This is a genomic window from Streptomyces sp. NBC_01003 (genome assembly GCF_045162695.1).
Classification (GTDB): Bacteria; Actinomycetota; Actinomycetes; order Streptomycetales; family Streptomycetaceae; genus Streptomyces.
In genome coordinates, this window is sequence record NZ_CP108707.1 from 9543053 (window position 1) to 9566927 (window position 23875).

Sequence of the window (23875 nt, forward strand, 5' to 3'; positions counted from 1 at the left end):
CCCGGCCGGTGTCGCGCTTGGTCGCGATAACCATGTCGAGAGGGTCCGCTTGCGTGCGGTGACCGGCCCGGCGTGCGTCGATGTGAGGTCGGCGACTGACGAAGCGCCGGGCCGCCCACGTCGGCCCTACCGTGTGAGCGGAGGGGTCGACGCGGACCGCGTAGACGTCGAACGCGCCTGACGCGATCAAGGCAGCTCGGGGCCGCGGTATTCGTTCATGGCGTCGATGAGCCAGCGCGCCAGGTAGTCGGCGAAGGACGAACGCGGGAGCAGCCGGTACGTCGGCCCGTCGTCGACCTGCCAGAGCAGGACCGCGATCGGTCCCACCGTGGTCGACACGGCCCGGCCCGGACCGAAGACCCGAGGATGCAGGTCCAGCGGGCAGCCTTTCTCCAGCACCTGCCGGGCGGCCGGGCCGCTCAGTTCGAGGGTGGTGCGGTTCGCCGAGACGTCGACGACGGAGCCCGGATCCGCAGCGAGTGCCTCCCTCGACTCGGCGGCCGCAACGCCTTCTTCGGTCTGGGACAGCACGAGCCATTCGTCAGGACCGAGCCAGAACGCCGTGTGGCCGCCGGAGGTGGTGGTCTGGCCGTACTCGCGGGGGAGCGGTGCCCCCAAGGTCTTCTCGATGCGGGTCGCCGCTGCGGAGGCGGGGTCGACGCGTACGTTCACCATGCTGACGAAGGGCCACTCCGTCAGCGTGACGCCGCGGGCACCTGTGACGGCGGCGTCCCGCATCCGCTCCGCGAGATGTGCCAGGGGGCTCACGCGCAGTGCCAACAGACCTGTGCGCGCCTCGTTCGTGGGCTCAGCCATCGCGCTTGGTCCCTTCGGGGTCGTAGAGGACGGAGTCGGTGACCTCGACGGGCACCAGGTCGTCGCCCACCGGGGCGAGCAGGGTCGAGCCGATCCTGGCCCGCCCGCCGGCGACTAGGGCGAGGGCGAAGGGGCGGCCGAGGGCGGCGCTGTGGTAGCTGGAGGTGACGTGGCCGAGCATGGGAACCGGCCCGGCCTCGGGGGTCAACGGAGTCTCCTGCGCGATGAGTTGGGACCCTTCGGGCAGCCGTGTCGTACGGTCGGTGGGCAGTAGGCCGACCAGCTGCTTGCGGTCGGCACGTGTGGTGTCGGCGCGGGAGTAGGACCGGTTCCCGATGAAGTCCTTGCGCTTGGAGACCACCCAGTCCATGTTCGCGTCCTGCGGGGTGACGGTGCCGTCGGTGTCCTGGCCGACGATGATGAACCCCTTCTCGGCGCGCAGGACGTGCATCGTCTCGGTGCCGTACGGGGTGATGTCGTAGGGCTGTCCGGCCTCGTACACCTGCTCCCAGACGGCCCGGCCGTACCACGCGGAGACGTTGATCTCGAAGGCGAGCTCACCGGAGAAGGAGATCCGGCAGACACGGGCCGGGATGCCGGAGGCCAGGGTCGCCTCGCGGAAGGCCATGAAGGGGAACGCCTCGGCGGAGACGTCGAGTTCGGGAGCCAGCTTCGCGATGACGTCACGTGACTTCGGGCCGACGACGGCGACCGTCGCCCACTGTTCGGTCACCGAGGTGCAGTGGACGTCGAGTTCGGGCCACTCGGTCTGCAGCCACTCCTCCAGCCAGTCCAGGACCCCGGCGGCGCCACCGGTCGTGGTGGTCATGAAGTAGCGGTTCTCGTCGAGGCGCAGCGTCACGCCGTCGTCGAAGATCATGCCGTCCGGCTTGCACATCACGCCGTAGCGGGCCATGCCGGGCTTCAGCTTCTTGAAGGCGTTGGTGTAGACGCGGTTGAGGAACTCGCCCGCGTCCGCGCCCCAGATCTCGATCTTTCCGAGGGTGGTGGCGTCCATGAACGCCACGCCCTGACGGGCCGCGCGGCACTCGCGGACGACGGCCGCGTCCATGTCCTCGCCGGGCCGGGGGTAGTACCAGGGCCGCTTCCACTGCCCGACGTCCTCGAACTCGGCGCCGTGGGCGACGTGCCAGCCGTGGATCGACGTGGTGCGCTCCGGGTCGAAGAGGTCCCCGCGCTCACGCCCGGCCAGGGCCGCGAAGGCCACCGGGGTGTACGGCGCCCGATAGGCGGTGGTGCCGATCTCGCCGGGTGACGCGCCCGCGCCGAGGGCTTCTGCGATCACGCCGATCGCGTTGACGCCGGACGTCTTGCCCTGGTCGTTCGCGGTGCCGAGGGAGGTGTAGCGCTTGACGTGCTCGACACCGCGCATGCCGGCGCCGGTGGACCGCCAGACATCGGCGGCAGTGACGTCGCGCTGGAGGTCGACGAAGTGGGTGTCCCAGGTGCCGGGTTCGCCGGCGGGGGACGGCACCAGCCACAGGGCGCGGACGTCGGGGCGTGCGTCCTCGGACGGCGCCGCGGGTACCGGGACGGGGAACCCTGCCTCGGTCGCGGCCAGCGCACCGGCCCGTGCTCCTTCGGCCAGCGCCTCGTCGAGGCCGTGCGTCCCCTGCGCCGCGCCGACGATCTGCTGGTGCCGAACCGTGCCGTCGGGTACGAACGCGACCAGGTCGTCGTCCCAGCGCAGCTTTCCCTGGCGCTGGCTGTGCAGGTGGACGACAGGGCTCCAGCCACCCGAGACGGCGAGCAGGTCGCAGTCGAACTCCTCGGCCTGGCCGACGAGTTGGCCATCGGCATCGAGGGCCTGGACGGTGACGCCGGTGAGCCGGGACTCGCCCGCGGTGTCGACCACCGCGCTGCCCGTGAGTACCCGAACCCCGGTCGCCTCCGCGATCTCGGCGGCCCGCCGTGACAGTTCGGGGCGCGCGTCCACGACGGCGGCGATGTCGATCCCGGCCGCGTGCAGATCGGCGACCGTGTCGTACGCGCTGTCGTTGGTGGTGCCGACCACGGCTCGCCTGCCCGGAGTCACGCCGTACCGGTTGATGTACGTGCGTACGGACGCGGCCAGCATCACGCCGGGACGGTCGTTGCCGGCGAAGATCAGCGGGCGCTCGTGCGCGCCGGTCGCCAGGACGACCTGGCGGGCGCGGATGTGCCACAGCCGCTGGCGCGAGACGCCCGAGGACGGGTCGGGGGCGTCGGCTCCGAGGTGGTCGGTGCGCCGCTCCAGGGCGAGGACGTAGTTGTCGTCGTACGACCCGAACGCGGTGGTGCGCGTCAGGACGGTGACCTCGGGTGCGGTATCGAGCGCCGCGCGGACCTCGGCAATCCACTCCGGTCGAGTGCGTCCGGACAGCAGCGCGCCGCCGAGCTCGGGCTGGTCGTCCACCAGGATCACCCTCGCGCCGGATTCGGCGGCGGCAGCGGCGGCCGAGAGCCCGGCCGGGCCCGCGCCGACCACCAGGGCGTCGGTGTGGACGTACTTCTTGTCGTAGACGGCGGGGTCGGGGGTCGGGTCGAGCCGTCCCATCCCGGACAGTGTCGTCGCGGACAGGCCGTCGTACAACTCCACCGTCGTCGCGGGGAGCATGCCCTCCGAACATGAACCGCCCAGCTGCACCAGGGCGTTGGGCTCCTCGACACCCGCCGAGACAATTCCGCGGGGACGGCCGCGGTAGAGCGACGGGGCGGCTTCCACGATGCCGTTCGCCAGCATGGCGGAGGCGAGGGTGTCGCCCGGGTGGCCGGTCAACTCCCGTCCGTCGAGAGTGAAGTGGAGGAAGGTGGTGCGGTCGACGCGGCCCGCGTCGCCGAGCCGGAACTGCTGGTCGGTCATCGCTGCTCTCCGGCCGGGTCGGTGACGTGGGGTTCGGGGCGCGGCTCGTCGAGCCGGTAGGTGGCGAGAACCTCGTAACTCACGGTGTCGCGCAGGGCGTTGAACCAGCGGCGGCAGCCGTGGCTGTGCATCCACCGCTCGGCGAAGGGGCCCTTCGGGTTGTCGCGGTAGAAGACGTACTCGGCCCACTGCCCGTCGTCGAGGTCGGCGGGGTTCTCGGGGTACGGGACGTGGGCCTGGCCCCCGTAGTGGTATTCGCTCTCGTTATGGGGACCGCACCATGGGCAGTTGATCAGCAGCATCGCAGCAGCGTCCTCTCAGTGGGCCACGGCCGCGGCGCCGTGTTCGTCGATCAGTGCGCCCGTCGTGAAGCGGTCCAGGGCGAAGGGGGCGTTCAACGGGTGCGCCTCACCCGTTGCGATGGTGTGTGCGAAGGTCCAGCCGGCGGCCGGCGTGGCCTTGAAACCACCCGTGCCCCAGCCGCAGTTGACGAAGAGGTTCTCCACGGGAGTGGCGCTGATGATCGGCGAGGCGTCCGGAGTGACGTCGACGATGCCGCCCCAGGTCCGCAGCACATGCGCCCGCGCGAAGATCGGGAACAGTTCGACGGCTGCGGCCATCTGCTCCTCGATCACGTGGAAGGAACCGCGCTGCCCGTAGCCGTTGTACGAGTCGACGCCCGCGCCCATCACCAGTTCGCCCTTGTGCGCCTGGGAGACGTAGACGTGGACGTGGTTGGACATGACGACGGTGGGGTGGACCGGCTCGTGCAGCTCGGAGACGAGCGCCTGGAGGGGGTGGGACTGGACGGGGAGGCGGATTCCGGCCCGCTCGGCGAGCACGCTGCTGTGCCCGGCGGCCGCGAGGCCGACCCGGCCGGCGTTGATGCGGCCGAGGTTGGTCTCGACACCCACGACCTTCTCGCCGTCCTTGACGAAGCCGGTGACCTCGCAGCCCTGGATCAGGTCGACGCCCATCTCGTCGGCGCGGCGGGCGAGCGCCCAGGCGACGTGGTCGTGCTTGGCGATTCCCGCGCGGGGCTGGAAGGTGCCGCCGAGCACCGGGTACCGGGTGTCCGGCGAGACGTTGAGGATGGGGCAGACCTCGGTGACCTGGTCCGGGTCGAGCCATTCGGCGTCGACTCCGTTGAGTCGGTTGGCGTTGGCGCGGCGCATGCCCTCGCGGACGTCCTGGAGGGTGTGCGCGAGGTTGAGGACGCCGCGCTGGCTGAACAGAAAGTCGTAGTCCAGCTCCTCCGGGAGCCCTTCCCACAGCTTGAGCGCGTGCTCGTAGATCGCCGCGCTCTCGTCCCACAGGTAGTTGGAGCGGATGATGGTGGTGTTACGGGCCATGTTGCCGCCGGCCAGCCAGCCCTTCTCCAGGACCGCGACATTGGTGATGCCGTGTTCCTTCGCGAGGTAGTAGGCGGTGGCGAGGCCGTGGCCGCCCGCGCCGACGATGACGACGTCGTAAGAGGAGCGCGGCTCGGGATTGCGCCAGAGGAAGTCCGGGTGCTCCGGCAGCTTCGGCTGCGGCTGGGCGGTCATGGCGCGTCTCCGTTCAGGCGGGGCAGGTGCGGATACAGGGGAAAGGCGTGGGCGAGCTTCTCGACCCGGTCGCGCAGCAGGCCCGCCTGCTCCTCGCCGAGGTGCTCGGGCTTGAGCGCCCCCGCGATGATGTCGGCGACCTCACGGAACTCCTCGGCGCCGAAGCCGCGCGTGGCCAGCGCCGGCGTGCCGATGCGCAGGCCGGACGAGACCATCGGCGGGCGCGGGTCGAACGGCACCGCGTTGCGGTTGACGGTGATGCCGACGCGGTGCAGGCGGTCCTCGGCCTGCTGTCCGTCGAGCGCGGAGTTACGCAGGTCGACGAGGACCAGGTGGACCTCGGTGCCGCCGGTGAGCACGGTGATCCCGGCCTCGGCCACATCGTCGCTGAGCAGGCGCCCGGCCAGGATGCGGGCGCCGTCCAGGGTGCGCTGCTGGCGCTCCTTGAACTCCTCGCTCGCCGCCACCTTGAAGGCCACCGCCTTCGCCGCGATGACGTGCTCAAGGGGTCCGCCCTGCTGCCCGGGGAAGACCGCCGAGTTGATCTTCTTGGCGAGACCGGCCCGGCTGAGGATCACCCCGCCGCGCGGGCCGCCGAGAGTCTTATGAGTCGTGGTCGTGACAACGTCCGCGTACGGAACGGGACTTGGGTGCAGTCCGGCCGCGACGAGCCCGGCGAAGTGCGCCATGTCCACCATGAGGTAGGCGCCCACCTCGTCGGCAATGCGCCGGAATGCTGCGAAGTCGAGGCGGCGGGGGTAGGCCGACCAACCGGCGACGATCAGCTTGGGCCGGTGCTCGCGCGCGAGGCGCTCGACCTCGGCCATATCGATGCGCAGGTCGGACTCGCCTACGTGGTACGGCACGACGTTGTAGAGCTTGCCGGAGAAGTTGATGCGCATGCCGTGGGTCAGATGACCGCCGTGCGCCAGGTCGAGGCCGAGGATCGTGTCGCCCGGGCTGAGGAGCGCGAACATCGCGGCGGCGTTGGCCTGGGCACCCGAGTGCGGCTGCACGTTCGCGGCCTCGGCGCCGAACAGGTCCTTGACCCGGTCGATGGCCAACTGCTCGATGACGTCGACGTGTTCACAGCCGCCGTAGTAGCGGCGCCCCGGGTAGCCCTCGGCGTACTTGTTGGTGAGGACCGAGCCCTGGGCCTCCATGACGGCCGCCGGGGCGAAGTTCTCCGACGCGATCATTTCCAGTGTCGACTGCTGGCGGTGCAGCTCGGCGTCGACCGCGGCGGCGACGTCCGGGTCGAGCTCGCTGAGCGGGAGGGCCTGGAGTGAGGCGGGAGTCGTGGTCGTGGTGATCGACTGGGCGTCGGTTGCCATCTGCGCACCATTCTGAGAGCCGACTAATGAGCAACTGATATATCAGTCTGTGCGGTAAGGTATGGGACCTCGATGGGACAGGTCAAGGGGGCCTCATGCAGCACGTGGCGACCGAGCCGGCGGTCGGTGGCGAGGAGCTGTCCCTCGCCGAGCGCGCCTACCGCGCCATCCGAGACCAGCTCGTGATGCTCGACATCCGTCCCGGCGCACCCATCAACGAGGACCAGCTCGCGCAGTCCCTCGGCGTCGGCCGTACCCCGGTGCGCGAGGCGCTCAAGCGGCTCCAGTACGAGCGCCTCGTCGCGACGTACCCCAGGCGCGGCACCTTCGCCACCGACGTCAACATCACCGACCTGGCCCATATCTCCGAAGTTCGCCTGGAGTTGGAGCCCTTGGCCGCAGCCCGCGCGGCGCGGCGGGCCACGGCCGAGGACCGTGCGGCCCTGACGGCCGTGCGGCGCGAGCTGGCAGGCGTGGACCCCCGACAGGGCAACGCGGCCGAGCTGATGCACCTGGACCTCAAGGTCCACCGTGCCGTCTACGCCGCCACGCACAACCCGTACCTGGAAGACACCCTCGTCCGCCACGACAACCTGGCCACGCGCATCTGGTGCCTGTTCATCGACCGGCTCGCCGACATGGCCGGCCACGTCGAGGAGCACGGACCGCTGATCGACGCGATCGTCGCCGGCGAGGCGGACGCGGCGGCCCAGATCGCGCGTGCGCATGTCGAGGGTTTCGAGCGGGCTGTGCGCGACGCCATCTGACCGTGGCCCGTGGCCTCGGCAGGGGACCAACTCGCTTGTCCGGGCGGCGAGTCGACGATGGCCTGATCCGGCGGAGGCTCTCCGTCCGGCGGGTCAGCGCGCGGCGCCCCGCGCCCCCTAGGGGCGCAGCCGGCGCCTTCCCGCCAGGGTGGTCCACAGGTGCGGGGCGACATCGTCGTCAGTCAGCTGCGCGACCATGCGTGCCACGACCGGAGGCGGTGCCATCGACCGGCCCGGCTACTTCGTAGCCCCGACCCGCCCTGCTGGTCGACGTACCCGAAAGGGCCGAAGCCGCCCGAGAGGAGATCTTCGGCCCGGTCGTCACGGTCGAGACCTTCACCGACGAGGAGGAAGCCGTACGGCGGGCCAACGACGGCCCCTTCGGCCTTGCGGCATCGGTGCGGACCGAGAACGCCCGCCGCAGCCCACGACATCGCCGCGCGCCTGGGCTTCGGAACCGTCTGGGCCAACTCACACCTCGTACTGGCCGCCGAAGTCCCCTGGTGCGGCTTCAAGGGATCCGGCTACGGCCGGGACCTGTCCCTGTACGCGCCGGACGGCTACTCGCGCACCGGGCACGTCATGCACCATCACGCCCGATGACCCCCGTGGCCGGTCGCGGAGGGGGCGCCGAAGTCTCACCCTAAAGGTGAGGTTGAAGGAACACTCGATGAGAGGCGTGGACGAGTCCGGCCGACGGCGCCCGGCGGGCCTGCCGGCGGTTCGGTCCCTGCCTGATCACCGCTCGGCGGTCCTGTTCACCCGGATCAGTGTCTGCTGTCCGTTGGCCACAAGCTTGCGTGTGCCGTCGTCCTCAGCGGCAAAGACCTCCAGCCGGCACACGGTCAGGGTCCGACCGGCCTTGAGGACCGTTCCGACAGCCTCAAGTCGGTCCCCGAGGGCGGGCGCGAGCAGGTTGATCTTGTATTCGACCGTGAGCACCTCGGTGTTCTCGGGGAACAGGGTGAACGCCGCGTAGCCGCCCGCGCTGTCGGCGATGGAACTGGTGGCGCCGGCGTGGAAGTAGCCGTGCTGCTGGGTGACTTCGGGCCGTGCCGGGAGCGCGATGTGCACGACGCCCGGTGCGATGCGGGTGAGCCGTGCGCCGAGGTGGGCCATGAGGCCCTGCTGAGCGAAACTGGCCCGGATGCTCTCCTGCACCTCGGTGCTTGCCTGCTCCTGCTGCGCGTGGCCTTCCACGTGTTCTCCTTCGTCGCACATCGGGTTCTGTGGGTGAGTGCTGCGCGCCGCCTTCGTCAGACGGCCAGGCGTTCGGCGAGGAGGAAGCCGCCGATGACGATCATCATGGCGCCGGAGGCGCGGGTGACGGTCCGGGCTGCCGAGGGCCGGGTCCTCAGGACGGTGCGGGCGAGAACGCCGACCGTGAGGTAGACGACGGCGCACGCCGTCATGTGGAGCACGCTGAGCAGTCCCGTCTGCGCGGCGACCGGCCACCCGTCCGCGGGGTGGATGAACTGCGGGAACAGCGAGAAGTACAGCAGCAGCGCCTTGGGGTTGAGTCCGCTGATCCCGGCGCCCTTGAGCATGATCTGCCCGCGCGAGGTGGCCATCGGCTCGGTGGACGCGCCCAGGACCGCCGGCCGCCGCAGAACGCCCCAGCCCAGCCACATCAGGTAGACGGCGCCGGCGACGGTGAGCGCGGTGAGGGCGGTCGCCGAACTCGCCACGATCGCCACCAGGCCCACGACGGCGAGCAGGGTGTAGCCCATGTATCCGGCTATCAGCCCGGTGACCGCCGGGACGACCGACCGATCCCGCAGCCCTGCCGAGATCGCGTAAGCCCAGTCCGCGCCCGGAGTGAACACCAGCAGAAGATCCACCGCCAGAAATGCCGCAACTGTTGTCGTGCCCATCAATCGATCCCTCTCGCGCTCCGTGCTTGAGAGGGAAGATTAGGTGCGATCTGCCCGAAAGTGTTTCTGTCTTTACTCCATGATCGCGCCATCTGAGGGAGAATCTTCCTCATGGACGCCATGGACCGGAAGATTCTTACCGAGCTGCAGTTGGACGGCCGCCTGACCATCACCGAGCTGGCCGCCCGTGTACAGCTGAGCGTCTCGCCCTGCCACCGCCGGTTGCGGGATCTCGAACGCGAGGGCGCCATCCGCGGCTATCGCGCCGTCGTCGACCCGGCGGCCGTCGGCCTGGACTTCGAAGCCCTGGTCTTCGCGACCCTGCGCTGGGAGCACAGCGCCACTGTCACCGCCTTCGAGGAGGCCGTGACCGCCATCCCCCACGTCATCCAGGCGCAGCGCCTCTTCGGTGATCCCGACTACCTGCTGCGCGTCGCCACCGCAGACCTCGCTGCCTACCAACAGCTCTACGACCAGCAATTGTCCCAACTCCCCGGCGTGCAGCGCCTGACCTCCACCCTCGTCATGAAGAACGTGGTGCAGGACCGGCCTCTGCCCGAGTAGCCGTGGCGAAGTGCGGGTGCCTTGGCGTGCACAGACCGGCCGGTCCGGCGGGACCTACGGAGCAGCGCCCTACAGGTGAGGCGGGACCACGGCGTCGATCAGGTGGGGGCCCGGTTCTGCGAGTGCGTGGCGGAGCTGCTCGGTGAGTTCCTCGCAGGTCGTCGCCCTGGACGACGGGACGCCCATGCCTTCCGCGATCTTGGCGAAGTTCAGGTCGGGCGAGGAGAGATCGAGCAGCGTCTTCGCGGCTGGGCCTGAGAGGTCGGCGCCGACCCGCAGCATTTCGAGGCGCAGTACGGCGTAGGCACTGTTGTTGAGGATGACGGTGGTGACGTCGAGGTTCTCGCGGGCCTGGGTCCACAGGGCCGAGATCGTGTACATCGCACTGCCGTCGGCCTCCAGATTGATGACCGGCCGGTCCGGTGCCGCGATCGCCGCCCCGGTGGCGACCGGGATGCCCTGCCCGATCGCGCCGCCGGTCAGCGTGAGGACGTCGTGCCGGGGAGCGCCGGCCGTCGCCGCGGGCAGGGCGGCGCCGGACGTGTTCGCCTCGTCCGAGATGATCGCGTCAGCGGGGAGCAGGGCGCCGACGACTTCGGCCCAGTTGTTCGCGGTGAGGGGGCCGCTCGGCAGCGTCGGGCCGGACCGCTCGGCCAGGGTCGGCAGGGTGCCCGCTGCCACCTGCTGGGCCAGTGCTTCCAGAGCGGCGACCACGTCCTGGGTCGGATCGGCGAGGGTGTGCACCTGGGCGCCCTCCGGTACCAGGTCGCTCGGCTTGCCGGGGTAGGCGAAGAACGACACCGGCGAACGGGTTCCCGCCACGATCAGATGCATGACGCCGTCGAGTTGGCGGACGGCCTGCTCGGCGAGGTAGCGGAGGCGCTCGATGGCGGGCAGGCCCGCGCCGCGCTCCAGCCGTGCGGGGAAGGTTTCCACCAGTGCACGCACGCCGGTGGCGTTCGCGATCCGACTGGTCGCGACGAGGCCGGGCTCACGGCAGGCCGCGCCGCCGATCAGCAGCGCGGCGGGTTCGCCGCTGCGCAGGATGTCGGCGATGGATGACACCGTCTGCGGATCAGGAGCCGCAGGAGTGCGCGAGGGCTGCGGTTCGGCGACCTGACCGCCCTCGTCCCAGGACGCGTCGGCGGGCAGGATCACCGTCGCGACCTGTCCTGGCGCCTCCATCGACGCCGCCACCGCAGCAGCGGCGTCGACCCCGACCTCCGTGACTTGGTCGCTGCGCCGCACCCAGCCGCTCACCGAACCGGCCACCGGCTCGATGTCGGACTCCAGAGGGGCGTCGTACTTCTTGTGGTGGGTGGCGTGGTCGCCCACCACATTCACGACGGGGGTGTGGGCCCGGCGCGCGTTGTGGAGATTGGCCAGCCCGTTGCCGAGGCCGGGGCCCAGGTGGAGCAGGGTGGCGGCCGGCTTGTCGGCGATACGCGCGTATCCGTCGGCGGCCCCGGTGACGGCACCCTCGAACAGGCCGAGCACGCCGCGCATTTCGGGTACGGAGTCGAGCGCGGCGACGAAGTGCATCTCCGATGTGCCGGGGTTGGCGAAGCACACTTCGACACCGGCACCGACGAGAGTACGGATCAGCGACTGCGCGCCGTTCATGGGCGGCCTCTCCGTCGCGGCTGTCCGCGCTGATTGCCAGGGCTGACGGCCGGCGACTGTCTGTCGTGGGATACGCGAGGGTTGCCTACGCTGCCTGCGGATACTAAGCGGTCGGTAATCTCGTGTCGAGGGATTGACCTCGGTCCCGCGCGCCCATCGCCCTCGCCGAAGCGCGGCAAGGAGGACGCTTCGACACCGGACCGGACCGATCAGGTGGCCGCCCAGGCCCCGTTGCCGGACTCGAGGAGCGTCTGCTGCTCCTTCAACGCCTGCTCGGTGAACACCCGGTAACCGGTCTCCGGCCGGTATCCGTGGATCTCCCGGGTGTCGAGGGCCCGCATGTAGTCGAGTACGGCTTCGTTGACGACCTGCCCGGGGACCAGCACGGGGAACCCGGGCGGGTACGGCGTCACAAACGTGGCCGACACGACGTCCCGGCCGCCGGTCATGCCCTCGCGCACCTCGTCCGCCGACAGGTACTCGCACTGTGTCTCGTCGTACGCCAGGTAGAAGGCCCGGCGGATGTCCCCTTCGGGAGTACGGCCTCCCGGTCGGAAGGCGGCATGGAAGGCGCTGAAGTCGGGCAGGGCGACGACCGTGTCCCGGACGGCATCGGCGTCCGGCTGCCGCAGGGCGGGTGGGCCCAACTCGTCCTTGCGGTCCTCGAGTTCCTCGACGATCTTCAGGAGTACCTCGATGAGGTAGGCGACGGCGCTGCGGGTGGTGCCGATGTTCGTCATGAACAGCAGCGTGTTGCGGGTGCTCTTGTTGACCTGCACTCCGTAGCGGTCCATCAGGTGCTCGTGTTTGAACGTGTCCCCGTCGATGCCCGTGAGACCGATGTGCAGGGTCGCCCGGGTCGGGTCGAGGACGAACTCATCGTCCTCCCACGCCGCCGACATCCGTGCCAGACCGGTCCGCAGCGGCTGTTCCACGCCGGAGGCCCGGAACTCGCCCGGGATCAGGTCGGGTGTCGTCAGGAAGCGCAAGTAGCGGCTGAGCACCGGGTGTTGATCGATCGCATCGCGCAGCACTCCTGCCTGCTCGAGCTGCTTCTGCACCAGCTCGAAGCCCTCCAGTGCGGCCTGTCTTCGGCCCAGGTCGAGGGAGGCGAGGATCTGGTAGTTGGGGGAGGTGGAGGTGTGCGTCATGTACGCCTCGCGGAACGTCTCCGCCGTGCGGTGGCTGAAGTCCTGGTCGAAGACGTGAATCATGGAACCCTGGCGCAGCGAGGTGAGGGTCTTGTGGGTCGACTGTGTGGCGTACACCCGGACCCGGGCCTTGGCGGGGTCGGGGACGAGCCGTTGGTCGAGGAGTGTCTCGTCGTCGGGGGCGTCCCCCAACTCCTGCTGCTGCAGGGCGTACTGATTGGCGAGGTCCTGGCCGCGCAGACTCTCCGTGAGGGTGCGGGCAGCGGCCATGGCGGTGCGCCGGCGGTAGACCGGGTGGAAGCGGGCGAAGGCGAACCATGCCTCGTCCCAGAGGAACGCCAGATCGGGCTTGAGCGCCAGGCACTCCTCCATCACCCGCGTCGGGTTGTAGACGATGCCGTCGAAGGTGCAGTTGGTCAGCATCAGCATCTTGACACGGTCGAGGAGCCCGGCCCGCCGCAGCTCCAGCAGCTTGCGCTTGATCTCCTTCACGGGCACGGCGCCGTACATCCCGTAGCGGTCCAGGGGATAGGCGTCGAGGTAGACCACCTGGGCGCCGGCGAGCATCAGTCCGTAGTGGTGGGACTTGTGGCAGTTGCGGTCGACCAGGACGATGTCGCCCGGCCGCACCAGGGCCTGTACGACCACCTTGTTGGCGGTGGACGTGCCGTTGGTGACGAAGTACGACTGCCGCGCGCCGAACGTCCTGGCGGCGAGGTCCTGGGCTTCCCGCAGCGGGCCCGTCGGCTCCAGCAGGGAGTCGAGGCCGCCCGAGGTGGCGGAGGTCTCGGCGAGGAAGATGTTCAGCCCGTAGAACTCGACCATCTCAGGGATCCAGTGCGAGGTGAGCAGCGAGGTTCCGCGGGAGATGGGCAGGGCGTGGAAGACACCGGTCGGGCGTCTGCTGTGTGCTCTGAGCGCGGTGAAGAACGGTGCGCGGAAGCGTTCGCGGACGCCGTGCAGGATCGACAGGTGGAGTTCGAGCAGCCCTTCGCGCGCGTGGAAGACCCGGGCGAATCCGCTGCTCAGCACACCGGCGATCCGTTCCACCGAGCCGTCGGTCATGAGATAGAGGTCCATCTCGGGCCGCAGTTCGAGGAGCCGCGCGCCGAGCGCCTGAGCCCGCTGCTCGTAGGGCCCGTCCTGCGCGTACGGGTCGACCGGCGGCTGTTCGACGAGGCCGGCGACGACGCTCAGGTCGTACGGGGACCGGTCGGCGAACCTCCGGTGGATGACCACGGCTTGCAGACCGGGGTTGACCAGGACCGCCATCGCCGCGTCCTCGAAGCTGGGCGCGACGACGATCTCGTACACGAACTCGTCCTCGGCGCGGCGCCGGCCGCGCAGCGAGAGGCGCAGCGCCTCCTCCTCCGCCGCGGTCAGTTCGCCGACGACGAGGACCTCGAAGTACGGCTTGGGCGTTGTCCCGGCCGGCAGCGGCTCGTCCCCGGCCGGAGCGGTCGGTTCGGCCTGGCGGGGCGTCGCGCTGCGGTACGACTCCGTGCCGAGGGCGCGATGCAGTTCGTCCGTGCGCCGGGCCAGCCCGTACCGGTCCTCCGCCGTGCGCAGGCGACGCAGTTCGGCGAAGGCGGCCCTGCCGGGGAAGGCCCAGCAGTTCTCGATCGGCAGCAACTGCCGGAAGAGTGCGTCCAGGCGCTCCTGTGTCGACTGCCGGTGGGCTGCGCCGGCGGTGTCGGACGCCCACTGGCGTGCGAGTTCGGTCAGTGAGCTCCAGGCGTCGGCACGCAGCTGACGGACGCTGCTGTACACGCCGGCGGCCGGTGAACCGGACGCCCCGGCAGGCGGATTGGCGGGTGTGTCACCCATCGTGTGGCTTCCTTGTTTGTGGCGTCGTGTCTCGGGACGGCGGAGATCGAACGGGGGCGCGGGATTCCTCACGTGGGCGGGACGACGCACTGGCCGGCGCAGACGAGGGGAACACCGGCGCGGTGGGCGAGGTGCACGTGCGAGGGCGGCACATGGTGCCCGGCGGTGGCGTGGAGCGCGCCGTCAGGTGTGGTCCGGGTGGCCTCGACGGTCGTACGGATGCCGCCGGCGCTGTAGGGGTGGCCCGACATCCGCGCGTTGACCTCCGCGGTCCGGTCGCCGGCGAAGACGAGGCGGGAGTGCGAGTCGACGAATCCGGGGATGGCTGCCAGGCCCTGGGCGTCGAAGCTGCGGTCGGCCGCGGGTGCCTCGGTCCGGAGGCCCACCCAGGCGACGTCGGTGCCGTCGATGACCAGCGCGCCGATGTTCGTGATGAGCGTGGCGGCGCCGGGCAGGTCCGCGCCGGCGTGATCGGCTTCGGCGAGGGGCTGGGGGACTGGCATGTGAATCTCTCCGTGGATGCTGCGGCCGGGCCTTGCGGCGCGGTTTGATCCGTGGGCACACGGCCGGGCAGCGGATGAGTGAGTGCCCTGGCGCGGACGGCGTTCCATCGCGCGTCCGCACCGGGGCTTCCATGAAGCACCAGGCCCCGGGGGCGGTGCCAGGGCCGCTGCCCGCAATGCGTCTCGTATCCCAGACTTCGTACCGGTGGTCCGCGGCGGCGCCGGCGCGCGGACGTAACCTCCCGGTATGTCTCCCGTTCCCGCCGCCACCCAGGTGCTGGCCATCCTCCGCTATCTCGCGGGCCAGGCAGGGCCCGTACCCGCCGCGGCGATCAGCCGTGACGTCGGGCTCCCCCGCTCGACGACGTACCACCTGCTCGACACCTTGGCGCGCGAGGGCTTCGTCGTGCACCTGCTTGAGGAGCGACGCTACGGATTGGGCGTCAGCGCCTTCGAACTCGCCTCCGGATACAGCAGGCAGGCGCCCTTCCAGCGCCTGGCGCGGGTGCCGCTGGCGAAGCTCGTCGACAGCACGGGCCACAATGCGCACCTCGCCGTACTGCACGGCCGCGAGGTCATCTACGTGATCGAGGAACGGGCCCCGGGACGTGCCCCCTTGGTGACCGAGGTGGGTGTGCGGCTGCCGGCCCACCTCACCGCCAGCGGCCGGGCGGTCCTGGCCCGGCTGCCGCAGGCACAGGTGCGGGCCCTGTTCCCCGACGCGTCGGCCTTCGTCCTGCGCAACGAGTCGGGTCCCGGCTCGCTGACCGCGCTGCGCCAACTCCTCGTGGAGGCACGCCGACGCGGGTACGCCACGGAGGACGGCGAGGTGACACCGGGCTTCGCGTCGGTGGCGGCCGCGGTCCTCGACCACGGCGCACACCCCGTCGCCGGGGTGGCGGTCACCTTTCGCGGCGACGAGGTCGGGGCCGAGCAACAGCGGCGGATCGCCGCGCAGGTGACCCGTACGGCGAACCAACTGAGCCGGCGCATCGGAGGGGTGGCCGACGCGACCGCTCGTACGCAGGTGGCGGGACACCTCACGTAGAAGCCGAACTCCCGCCGCCGGACGGGCCGGCGGCGGGAGTTCGGCCTATTTGGACCAGGCCCGGGCGGTCACAGGAACCAGGTCCGAGTGGTTCAGCCCAGCGGACCGGTCACCGACTCGGCGGCCGCGAGCGCACCGCCGGTCGCCACGAACTGGACGGCGGCCTCTATCTCGGGAGCGAGGTAGCGGTCGGTGCCGGGGCCCTCGACATCGCGGCGCAGTCCGGCCAGGACGGCCGCCGTGGCGGGCGCGGGGGCCAGGGGGCCACGAAGGTCGAGCGCGCGGGCCGCGGTGAGGATCTCGACCGCCACCACACGGGTCAGGCCGTCGATGGCGCGGCGCAGCTTGCGGGCCGCGGCCCACCCCATGGAGACGTGGTCCTCCTGCATGGCGCTGGAGGGGATGGAGTCGACCGAGGCGGGCGCGGCGAGGCGCTTGAGCTCGGAGACAATGCCCGCCTGGGTGTACTGGGCGATCATGTGGCCGGAGTCCACGCCCGGGTCGTCGGCGAGGAAGGCGTTCAGGCCGTGGTTGCGCGCGACGTCGAGGAAGCGGTCGGTGCGGCGTTCGCTGACCGAGGCGACGTCGGCGACGGAGATGGCCAGGAAGTCCAGGACGCAGGCCACGGGCGCGCCGTGGAAGTTGCCGTTGGACTCGACGCGCCCGTCGGGCGTGACGACGGGGTTGTCGATGGCGCTCGCCAGCTCACGCGAGGCGACCGTCTCGGCGTGCGCCAGCGTGTCGCGGGCGGCGCCGTGGACCTGCGGGGTGCAGCGCAGCGAGTACGCGTCCTGGACCCGGGTGCACTCAGGTCCGCGGTGGCTCGCGACGATCTCCGAACCCTTGAGGAGGGCGGTGAGGTTGGCGGCGCTCGAACCCTGGCCCGGGTGCGGGCGCAGGGCCTGGAGGTCGGCGGCGAACACGGCATCGGTGCCGAGCTGTCCCTCGACGCTCATGGCGGCGGCGATGTCGGCGGTGCGCAGCAGCATCTGCAAGTCGTGCGCGGCCATGACGAGTTGGCCGAGCATGCCGTCGGTGCCGTTGATGAGGGCCAGGCCCTCCTTCTCGTGCAGCGTGACGGGGGAGAGACCGGCGGCGGCGAGCGCGTCCGCGGCGGACATCAGGTCGCCCTTCGCGTCACGCACCTGGCCTTCGCCCATGACGGCGAGGGCGCAGTGGGCGAGCGGGGCGAGGTCGCCGGAGCAGCCGAGCGAGCCGTACTCGTGGACGACCGGCGTGATGCCGGCGTTGAGCAGGTCGGCGTAGGCCTGGGCGGTGTCGGGGCGCACACCGGTGCGGCCGGTGGCGAGCGTCGACAGGCGCAGCAGCATGAGGGCGCGGACGACCTCGCGCTCGACCTCGGCGCCGGAGCCGGCGGCGTGCGAGCGCACGAGGCTGCGCTGGAGCTGGGCGCGCAGTTCGAGCGGGATGTGACGGGTGGCCAGGGCGCCGAAGCCGGTCGAGACGCCGTAGTGGGGCACGACGTCGTTGGCGAGGTTCTCGACCACCTTGCGGCTCTGGGCTATCTCGCCCAGGGCTTCGTGGGTGAGGGTCACGCGGGCCCCGTGCCGGGCGACGGACACGACATCGGCGACGGAGAGGGGGCCGACCCCTACGAAGGTTTCGTTCATGACTCCATGAAGCCCGAAAACGGAACCTCTTCGTCAGTGGCTGCGGAGGGTTACTGTCCGGGATCCCAGACAGTTGCCCCACGCACCGTAATTTCGCGCCGACCCCAGCTGCGCGGGCGGTCTCTACACACGCGAAAAGGGCCGGCGGAACCGTCGCTCTCGCGGTTCCGCCGGCCCCTGCTGTCGCCGTTATCGCTGGTGCACGGGCTCCGCACCGGCCCTGGAATCGTTCTCGTCCGAGGGTTCCCGGCCCTGCCCGTGTACGACCTGCGGCGCGGTGTCGGCCGCTGCCGCCCGCCGGGCACGGGGACGCAGCCACAGGTAGTACACGCACGTCATCAGGGCCAGCCACACACCGCCGACCAGCAGCGCGATCCGGGTGCTGTCCGAGAACGCGAGGAGCACCACCACGCCGACCATGAAGGCGATGGTGATGATCTGGCCGTAGGGCCAGAACGGCGCCGGGTACTTCAGCGCGGCGACCTCCTGCGGGGACATCTTGCGACGGGCGCTGACCTGGGACAGGAGGATCATCAGCCAGACCCACACCGTGGCGAAGGTCGCGATGGAGGCGATGACGAGGAACACCCGCTCGGGCATGAGGTAGTTCAGGACCACGCCGCAGAGGAGTGCGCCGATCATGATGACGACGGTCATCCACGGCACACCGTTGCGGGACAGGCGGCGCATGACGGACGGAGCCTGGTTGCGCTCGGCCATGCCGTACATGATGCGTCCGGCGGCGAAGATGTTGCTGTTGATCGCGGACAGGGCCGCGATGATGACGACGACGTTCAGCACGGCGGCCGCGGAGGCGACGCCGAGTCCGGCGAAGATCTCGACGAACGGGCTGCCCTTGTCACCGATGTGCTGCCACGGGTTGAGCGACATGAGCACCGCGAGCGTCAGCACGTAGAAGAGCACGATGCGGATGGGGATCGAGTTCACGGCGCTCGGAATGGTCTTCTCCGGGTTCTGCGCCTCGCCGGCGGTGACGCCGATGATCTCGGTGCCGCCGAAGGCGAACATCACCACGGCGAAGCACAGGACCAGGCCCTGGATGCCGTTGGGCATGAACCCGCCGTTGCTCCACAGGTTCGAGATGCCCGCGCCGCCGTTGCTGCCGAAGCCGAAGACGATGATCGCAAGGCCGGCGAGGATCATCGCGACGATGGCGACGACCTTGGCGAAGGAGAGCCAGAACTCCAGCTCACCGAAGACCTTGACGCTGAACAGGTTCATCGCGCCGATGATGCCGACGGCCGCGAGGAGCCAGATCCACCGCGGCACGTCGGGGAACCAGAAGCTCATGTAGACGCCGAGCGCCGTGATGTCCGCCAGACAGACGAAGACCATTTCGAGGGCGTACGTCCAGCCGGTGAGGAATCCCGGCAGCGGTCCGAGGTATTTTGTCGCGTATTCGCCGAAGGATCCGGCGCACGGGCGGCTCACCGCCATCTCGCCCAGTGAGCGCAGAACGAGGAAGACCGCGGCGCCACCGATCAGATAGGCCAGCAGGACGGCGGGCCCCGCTGCCTTGATGGACTCCGAGGAGCCGTAGAAGAGACCGGTCCCGATCGCGGAACCCAGGGCGATGAAGCGTATGTGCCGGGATTTGAGCCCGCGCTGCAGGGACGTGGTGTCGGTGGACAAAGCAGGTCCTCCTTGGGAACGCCGAGTTCCGGGTGAGGTGGCGGGGCTGAATCACTTGCCGGTCGACGGCGTTCGTCGGCACTCCCGCATGACGAAGGCCCTTGTATATTCCTGTATATACAGATGAGTCAAGAGGTGGACCAATGGGTGAACGGACAACGGCGTCCAGTGCCTCACCGGCCGTCGGCCGCGCGCTGGACATCCTGCTGCACCTCGCCGGACGCTCGGGCCCCGTCCAGGCCGCGGCCCTGGCCCGCGAACTCGACATCCCCCGATCGTCGGCGTACCACGTCCTCTCGGTCCTGGTGGACCGCGGTTTCGTCACCTATCTCCCCAAGGAGCAGGCGTACGGTCTCGGGGTCGCGTCCTTCGAGATCGGCTCGGCCTATCTGCGCCACGAACCCCTGGAGCGCCTCGCGCGCCCCATCCTGCGCAGCGCCTCGGCCCGTCTCGGACAGACCGTGCACCTGGGCATCGTCCACGGCGCGGAGACCGTCTACCTGCTCAAGGAACGGCCACCCTCGACCCGGTCCGGCGACGCGGACATCTCCCTCGTCACCGACGTCGGCGTCCGGCTGCCCGCCCACCTGACCGCCAACGGGCGCGCCATCCTCGCCCACGCGTCCCCGGCCCAACTTCGGGCCCTCTTCCCCCGGCAGGCGGATCTCATCACCCGTACCGGCAAGGGACCCCGCTCTCTGTCCGAACTCCTCGACCTGCTGGCCCGCGACCGCGCACGCGGCTGGTCGGAGGAGGTCGAGCTGGTTTCCGAGGGCTTCCGGTCACTGGGCGTCGCGGCCTTCGACCACAACGAACGGCCCGTCGCCGCGCTCAGCAGCACCTGGCAACGGCACTACAGCCGGCACGACGCCGACCACGTCCGCGAGGTCCTGGAGCAGGGGGCAGCACGGCTGACGGCCGCGATGTCCGGCCGACGCCCCCACGCGGGCACGCGCACACTCTGAAGGCGGACTGACGGCGGAGCCCGACTCAGTGCGCGTCGAACGACCCCACCAGGCGGTACCGGGACCCGGGATGAATCAGTCGCGCGACGCTCACGACAGCGTCCCCGGACCAGGTGCGGCGCTGGATCAGCAGACACGGCTCGGACGGCCCGATGCCGAGGATCTCGCATTCCTCGACGGACGGCAGGACCGCCTCGACGATGTGCTCGCCCTTGCCCAGCGGGGCGACCTCGGACAGGAACGTGAACGGCGTACGCGCGGTGAAGTCCTGGTCGAGATAGCCGGGGGCGAAGTCCGGGTGGACGTATCGGTCCTCCAGCTGGACCGCCGCACCGTCCTCCAGGTGCACGACACGTGAGCGGAACGCGCTGCGCCGCCCGTCGAGGCCGAGCTGTGCGCCGATCTCGGGGTCGGGGAGCTCCTCGCGCAGGGAGAGCACCCTCGCCGAGTACTCATGGCCGCGGCCCCGGACCTCATCGGCGATGTTGTGCACCCCGGCCAGCGCGGAGCTGCTCTTGCGCCGCGCCACGAACGTGCCCACGCCCATGACGCGCCGGAGCAGGCCGTCGGCGCTCAGCTCGCGCAGGGCCCGGTTGATCGTCATCCGGGACAGGCCCAGCGACTCGACGAACTGGCTCTCCGAGGGAAGCGCCTCGCCCTCACCCCAGCGGCCACCCACGATCTCCCCGGCCACGAGGTCTTTGATCCGCTGATAGGCCGGGGCGGAACCGGGCGTCTGCCGCGCATAGAGCCGGGCGATCTCCGCAGCGTCCACGACCAAGCCGTCCACCGTCCTCGTACCCCATGGATCCGTCGCGCCACATCGCGAACACCACGGCAATCCTAGGCGAGGCGGCCCGCACGGAACCCGCGCCCCGGAGCCGGCCCCCCATCACCGTCAGCCGGCCACGTTCTCGGATCCGAGAATCTCGGCGGCCGCGGTTGGAACGCGTCCTGCACCTCACCTGTCATGGGACACGCAACTGCACCGCCATCGCCAGGAGAGAACATGACCGGCGTTTCCCCCGAGTCCCGCCACATCCGCGCCCCCCGTGGCAGTGAACTCAACTGCCTCGGCTGGCAGCAGGAGGGCGCCCTGCGCATGCTCATGAACAACCTCGACCCCGAGGTCGCCGAGCACCCCGAAGACCTGGTCGTCTACGGCGGAACCGGCAAGGCCGCACGCGACTGGGCGTCGTTCGACGCGATCGTGCGCACCCTGAAGACGCTCAAGGACGACGAGACGATGCTCGTGCAGTCCGGCAAGCCGGTCGGCGTCATGCGCACCAGCGAGTGGGCGCCCCGGGTCCTGCTCGCCAACTCCAACCTCGTCGGTGACTGGGCCAACTGGGAGGAGTTCCGTTCCCTCGAGGCCCGCGGCCTGACCATGTACGGGCAGATGACCGCCGGCTCGTGGATCTACATCGGCAGCCAGGGCATTCTGCAGGGCACCTACGAGACCTTCGGCGCCGTCGCCCGCAAGAAGTTCAACGGCACCCTGGCGGGCACCATCACCCTGACCGCCGGACTCGGCGGCATGGGCGGCGCCCAGCCCCTCGCCGTGACCATGAACGACGGCGTCGCGATCTGCGTCGACGTCGACCCCACCCGCATCGAGCGCCGCATCGCCCACCGCTACCTCGACGTCGCCGCCGACGACCTCGACCACGCGCTGAGCCTCGCCATCGAGGCCAAGGAGGCCCGCCGCCCGCTGTCCATCGGCCTCACCGGCAACGCCGCCGAGGTGTTCCCCCAGCTCCTCGAAATGGGCGCGCCGATCGACATCGTGACCGACCAGACCTCCGCGCACGACCCGCTGGCCTACCTTCCCGTCGGCGTGAGCGTCGAGGAGTGGCACGAGCAGGCCCGCAAGGACCCCGCCGACTTCACCCGCCGCTCCCGCGAGTCGATGGCCCGCCACGTCGAGGCCATGGTCGGATTCCTCGACGCCGGAGCCGAGGTCTTCGACTACGGCAACTCGATCAGGGACGAGGCCCGCAAGGCCGGCTACCAGCGCGCTTTCGACTTCCCCGGCTTCGTCCCGGCCCACATCCGGCCGCTGTTCGAAGAGGGGCTCGGCCCCTTCCGGTGGGCGGCCCTGTCCGGAGACCCCAAGGACATCGAGGCCACCGACCGCGCGATCATGGAGCTCTTCCCGGAGAACGAGCACCTGCACCGCTGGCTCAAGATGGCCGCCGAGCGCGTCGAGTTCGAGGGCCTGCCCGCCCGTATCTGCTGGCTCGGCTACGGCGAACGCCACCGTGCCGGCCTCAAGTTCAACGAGATGGTCGCGAGCGGCGAGCTGTCCGCGCCGCTCGCCATCGGCCGCGACCACCTCGACTCCGGCTCCGTCGCCTCGCCGTACCGCGAGACCGAGTCGATGCTCGACGGCTCCGACGCCATCGCCGACTGGCCGCTGCTCAACGCCCTCGTGAACACCTCCTCCGGCGCTTCCTGGGTCTCCATCCACCACGGCGGCGGCGTCGGCATGGGCCGGTCCATCCACGCGGGTCAGGTCTGCATAGCCGACGGCACCGAGCTCGCCGCGCAGAAGCTGTCGCGCGTGCTCACCAACGACCCCGGCATGGGCGTCATCCGTCACGTCGACGCCGGCTACGAGCACGCCGCCTCCGTCGCACACGACCGAGGCGTGCGCATCCCCATGACCGAGGGTGGGAACTCCCAGTGAGCGTCGGCGCCACCATCGAACTCACGGTGGACGCGGCCTCCGAACGCTGGCACGGCCGCGACGACGGCCACGGGGACGAGCACCTGCGCTGGCACCACGCGATCAGCACCGACACCGACGGCCCGGGACCGTGGGACGCCGCGTTCGTCGGCTTCCGCAGCGACGAGGGCGTGCGCCGCAACAAGGGCCGTCAGGGAGCGGCGGACGGTCCGCGCGAACTGCGCGCCGCCCTCTCCTCCATGGCCCTGCCCGCCCCGCTCACCGCGCTCGACGCCGGGGACGTCGAAGTCACCGACGGGGAACTGGAGTTGGGCCAGCACCGCCTCGGGCAGGTCGTCGGCCCGCTCGTCGACCGGGGTGTCCCCGTCGTGGTCCTCGGCGGAGGCCACGAGGTGGCGTACGGCACGTATCTCGGCCTCGTATCCACCCGGGCGGTCCAGGCCGGCGGGCGGCTCGGAGTGCTCAACCTGGACGCGCACTTCGACCTCCGTGACGACGTGCGCGCGAGCTCGGGAACGCCGTTCCTGCAGATGGCGCAGGGCGAGGAGCGGCGCGGGCACCGGCTCGACTACCGGGTGCTCGGTGTGAGCCAGCCGAGCAACACCGCGCACCTGTTCCGCACCGCCGACCGGCTCGGCGTGCGCTACCTGCCCGACACCGAGTGCGGTGTGCTGAACCTGCCCGCGATCGACGCCTTCGCCGACGAGTTCATCGAGAGCCACGACGTCCTGCACCTGAGCATCGACCTCGATGTACTGCCGGCCGCGGTGGCCCCCGGCGTCAGCGCCCCGGCCGCCCACGGTGTGCAGATGGAGATCATCGAGCATGTCTGCGCCAAGGTGGCCGCGAGCGGAAAGCCACTCGTGGTCGACGTCGCGGAACTCAATCCGGACCTCGACACCGACCACCGCACCGCTCGAGCGGGCGCCCGCCTGATCCACCGCATCCTGACGACACACCATGCGAGGACTGTGCAGGTCTGACGAGACCCATCACCGACCGTACGGGCCGGACCCGTGG

Annotated in this window: 19 protein-coding genes and 2 pseudogenes; 8 read left to right on the top strand and 13 right to left on the bottom strand. The window is 70.4% G+C overall.

The genetic code is table 11. The annotated features are described in order from the left end of the window. Positions 1 to 186 precede the first annotated feature (186 nt). From OG698_RS43880 to glyA, 5 genes are read right to left on the bottom strand one after another with little or no spacing between them, the layout of a single operon-like run. Entirely contained in the window at positions 187 to 816 is a 630-nt protein-coding gene (locus tag OG698_RS43880) for a sarcosine oxidase subunit gamma (RefSeq protein WP_399979008.1), read from the bottom strand. Next, entirely contained in the window at positions 809 to 3679 is a 2871-nt protein-coding gene (locus tag OG698_RS43885; RefSeq protein WP_406109730.1) for a sarcosine oxidase subunit alpha family protein, read from the bottom strand. The genes OG698_RS43880 and OG698_RS43885 overlap by 8 nt, the downstream gene beginning before the upstream one ends. Beyond that, positions 3676 to 3981, bottom strand: a complete 306-nt coding sequence (locus tag OG698_RS43890) for a sarcosine oxidase subunit delta (protein ID WP_100596798.1) — start codon at positions 3979 to 3981, stop codon at positions 3676 to 3678. The genes OG698_RS43885 and OG698_RS43890 overlap by 4 nt, the downstream gene beginning before the upstream one ends. A 15-nt stretch (positions 3982 to 3996) precedes the next feature. Beyond that, positions 3997 to 5226 (bottom strand): sarcosine oxidase subunit beta family protein, encoded by a 1230-nt coding sequence (locus OG698_RS43895; RefSeq protein WP_406109731.1) that lies wholly within the window; start codon positions 5224 to 5226, stop codon positions 3997 to 3999. After that, positions 5223 to 6560: a serine hydroxymethyltransferase gene (gene glyA / locus OG698_RS43900; RefSeq protein ID WP_406109732.1), complete on the bottom strand. Its 1338-nt coding sequence runs from the start codon at positions 6558 to 6560 to the stop codon at positions 5223 to 5225. Before glyA ends, OG698_RS43895 begins: the two co-directional genes overlap by 4 nt. Before the next feature lie 95 nt (positions 6561 to 6655). Between glyA and OG698_RS43905 the strand changes: the two genes are divergently transcribed. The 3 genes and pseudogenes from OG698_RS43905 (at position 6656) to OG698_RS43915 (ending at position 7930) form a co-directional block, all read left to right on the top strand. After that, the gene (locus tag OG698_RS43905) at positions 6656 to 7327 is read left to right on the top strand and encodes a GntR family transcriptional regulator (RefSeq protein ID WP_326777813.1); all 672 of its coding nucleotides are present in this window, start codon (positions 6656 to 6658) and stop codon (positions 7325 to 7327) included. A 305-nt stretch (positions 7328 to 7632) separates the two neighbouring features. Further along, a pseudogene (locus OG698_RS43910) lies at positions 7633 to 7683 on the top strand (hypothetical protein); the annotation flags it as partial. A gap of 31 nt (positions 7684 to 7714) precedes the next feature. Next, positions 7715 to 7930: an aldehyde dehydrogenase family protein gene (locus tag OG698_RS43915; RefSeq protein WP_406109733.1), complete on the top strand. Its 216-nt coding sequence runs from the start codon at positions 7715 to 7717 to the stop codon at positions 7928 to 7930. Positions 7931 to 8065: 135 nt separating this feature from the next. Here the strand turns inward: OG698_RS43915 and OG698_RS43920 are convergent, their stop codons facing one another. After that, positions 8066 to 8527, bottom strand: coding sequence for a PaaI family thioesterase (locus OG698_RS43920; RefSeq protein ID WP_406109734.1), 462 nt, complete (start codon positions 8525 to 8527; stop codon positions 8066 to 8068). Between the two features lie 56 nt (positions 8528 to 8583). Then, positions 8584 to 9201, bottom strand: coding sequence for a LysE family translocator (locus OG698_RS43925; RefSeq protein ID WP_406109735.1), 618 nt, complete (start codon positions 9199 to 9201; stop codon positions 8584 to 8586). A 111-nt stretch (positions 9202 to 9312) separates the two neighbouring features. On the opposite strand from OG698_RS43925, the gene OG698_RS43930 reads away from it, so the two are divergent. Continuing rightward, a complete protein-coding gene (locus OG698_RS43930) occupies positions 9313 to 9765 on the top strand; it encodes an Lrp/AsnC family transcriptional regulator (RefSeq protein WP_406109736.1) in 453 nt (150 codons plus the stop codon). Between the two features lie 69 nt (positions 9766 to 9834). Here the strand turns inward: OG698_RS43930 and OG698_RS43935 are convergent, their stop codons facing one another. From OG698_RS43935 to OG698_RS43945, 3 genes and pseudogenes are all read right to left on the bottom strand, one after another. Beyond that, complete coding sequence (locus OG698_RS43935; RefSeq protein ID WP_406109737.1) at positions 9835 to 11388, bottom strand: acetolactate synthase large subunit; 1554 nt, start codon at positions 11386 to 11388, stop codon at positions 9835 to 9837. A gap of 209 nt (positions 11389 to 11597) precedes the next feature. Next, positions 11598 to 14366, bottom strand: coding sequence for an aminotransferase class I/II-fold pyridoxal phosphate-dependent enzyme (locus OG698_RS43940; protein WP_406109738.1), 2769 nt, complete (start codon positions 14364 to 14366; stop codon positions 11598 to 11600). A 149-nt stretch (positions 14367 to 14515) separates the two neighbouring features. Beyond that, positions 14516 to 14869: pseudogene (locus OG698_RS43945) on the bottom strand (hypothetical protein); the annotation flags it as partial. A gap of 247 nt (positions 14870 to 15116) precedes the next feature. On the opposite strand from OG698_RS43945, the gene OG698_RS43950 reads away from it, so the two are divergent. Then, positions 15117 to 15917 (top strand): IclR family transcriptional regulator, encoded by an 801-nt coding sequence (locus tag OG698_RS43950; RefSeq protein ID WP_406109739.1) that lies wholly within the window; start codon positions 15117 to 15119, stop codon positions 15915 to 15917. A 92-nt stretch (positions 15918 to 16009) separates the two neighbouring features. Here OG698_RS43950 and hutH read toward each other — a convergent pair whose 3' ends face one another. After that, entirely contained in the window at positions 16010 to 17548 is a 1539-nt protein-coding gene (hutH, locus tag OG698_RS43955) for a histidine ammonia-lyase (protein ID WP_266680539.1), read from the bottom strand. A 189-nt stretch (positions 17549 to 17737) separates the two neighbouring features. Next, the gene (locus OG698_RS43960; protein WP_406109740.1) at positions 17738 to 19201 is read right to left on the bottom strand and encodes an amino acid permease; all 1464 of its coding nucleotides are present in this window, start codon (positions 19199 to 19201) and stop codon (positions 17738 to 17740) included. Positions 19202 to 19344: 143 nt separating this feature from the next. On the opposite strand from OG698_RS43960, the gene OG698_RS43965 reads away from it, so the two are divergent. Continuing rightward, entirely contained in the window at positions 19345 to 20166 is an 822-nt protein-coding gene (locus tag OG698_RS43965; protein WP_406109741.1) for an IclR family transcriptional regulator, read from the top strand. A 25-nt stretch (positions 20167 to 20191) separates the two neighbouring features. On the opposite strand, the gene hutC is transcribed toward OG698_RS43965, so the two are convergent. Beyond that, entirely contained in the window at positions 20192 to 20941 is a 750-nt protein-coding gene (gene hutC, locus OG698_RS43970; RefSeq protein ID WP_406111621.1) for a histidine utilization repressor, read from the bottom strand. A 234-nt stretch (positions 20942 to 21175) separates the two neighbouring features. Between hutC and hutU the strand changes: the two genes are divergently transcribed. Then, the gene (gene hutU / locus OG698_RS43975; protein ID WP_406109742.1) at positions 21176 to 22855 is read left to right on the top strand and encodes a urocanate hydratase; all 1680 of its coding nucleotides are present in this window, start codon (positions 21176 to 21178) and stop codon (positions 22853 to 22855) included. Next, positions 22852 to 23838: a formimidoylglutamase gene (gene hutG, locus OG698_RS43980; RefSeq protein WP_406109743.1), complete on the top strand. Its 987-nt coding sequence runs from the start codon at positions 22852 to 22854 to the stop codon at positions 23836 to 23838. Before hutU ends, hutG begins: the two co-directional genes overlap by 4 nt. Positions 23839 to 23875: the final 37 nt, after the last annotated feature.

Excerpts from the sequence above, each read along its gene's own strand:
- OG698_RS43880 (WP_399979008.1), bottom strand. The coding sequence starts at position 816 with ATGGCTGAGCCCACGAACGAGGCGCGCACAGGTCTGTTGGCACTGCGC.
- OG698_RS43885 (WP_406109730.1), bottom strand. The coding sequence starts at position 3,679 with ATGACCGACCAGCAGTTCCGGCTCGGCGACGCGGGCCGCGTCGACCGC.
- OG698_RS43890 (WP_100596798.1), bottom strand. The coding sequence starts at position 3,981 with ATGCTGCTGATCAACTGCCCATGGTGCGGTCCCCATAACGAGAGCGAA.
- OG698_RS43895 (WP_406109731.1), bottom strand. The coding sequence starts at position 5,226 with ATGACCGCCCAGCCGCAGCCGAAGCTGCCGGAGCACCCGGACTTCCTC.
- glyA (WP_406109732.1), bottom strand. The coding sequence starts at position 6,560 with ATGGCAACCGACGCCCAGTCGATCACCACGACCACGACTCCCGCCTCA.
- OG698_RS43905 (WP_326777813.1), top strand. The coding sequence starts at position 6,656 with ATGCAGCACGTGGCGACCGAGCCGGCGGTCGGTGGCGAGGAGCTGTCC.
- OG698_RS43925 (WP_406109735.1), bottom strand. The coding sequence starts at position 9,201 with ATGGGCACGACAACAGTTGCGGCATTTCTGGCGGTGGATCTTCTGCTG.
- OG698_RS43930 (WP_406109736.1), top strand. The coding sequence starts at position 9,313 with ATGGACGCCATGGACCGGAAGATTCTTACCGAGCTGCAGTTGGACGGC.
- OG698_RS43935 (WP_406109737.1), bottom strand. The coding sequence starts at position 11,388 with ATGAACGGCGCGCAGTCGCTGATCCGTACTCTCGTCGGTGCCGGTGTC.
- OG698_RS43940 (WP_406109738.1), bottom strand. The coding sequence starts at position 14,366 with ATGGGTGACACACCCGCCAATCCGCCTGCCGGGGCGTCCGGTTCACCG.
- OG698_RS43950 (WP_406109739.1), top strand. The coding sequence starts at position 15,117 with ATGTCTCCCGTTCCCGCCGCCACCCAGGTGCTGGCCATCCTCCGCTAT.
- hutH (WP_266680539.1), bottom strand. The coding sequence starts at position 17,548 with ATGAACGAAACCTTCGTAGGGGTCGGCCCCCTCTCCGTCGCCGATGTC.
- OG698_RS43965 (WP_406109741.1), top strand. The coding sequence starts at position 19,345 with ATGGGTGAACGGACAACGGCGTCCAGTGCCTCACCGGCCGTCGGCCGC.
- hutU (WP_406109742.1), top strand. The coding sequence starts at position 21,176 with ATGACCGGCGTTTCCCCCGAGTCCCGCCACATCCGCGCCCCCCGTGGC.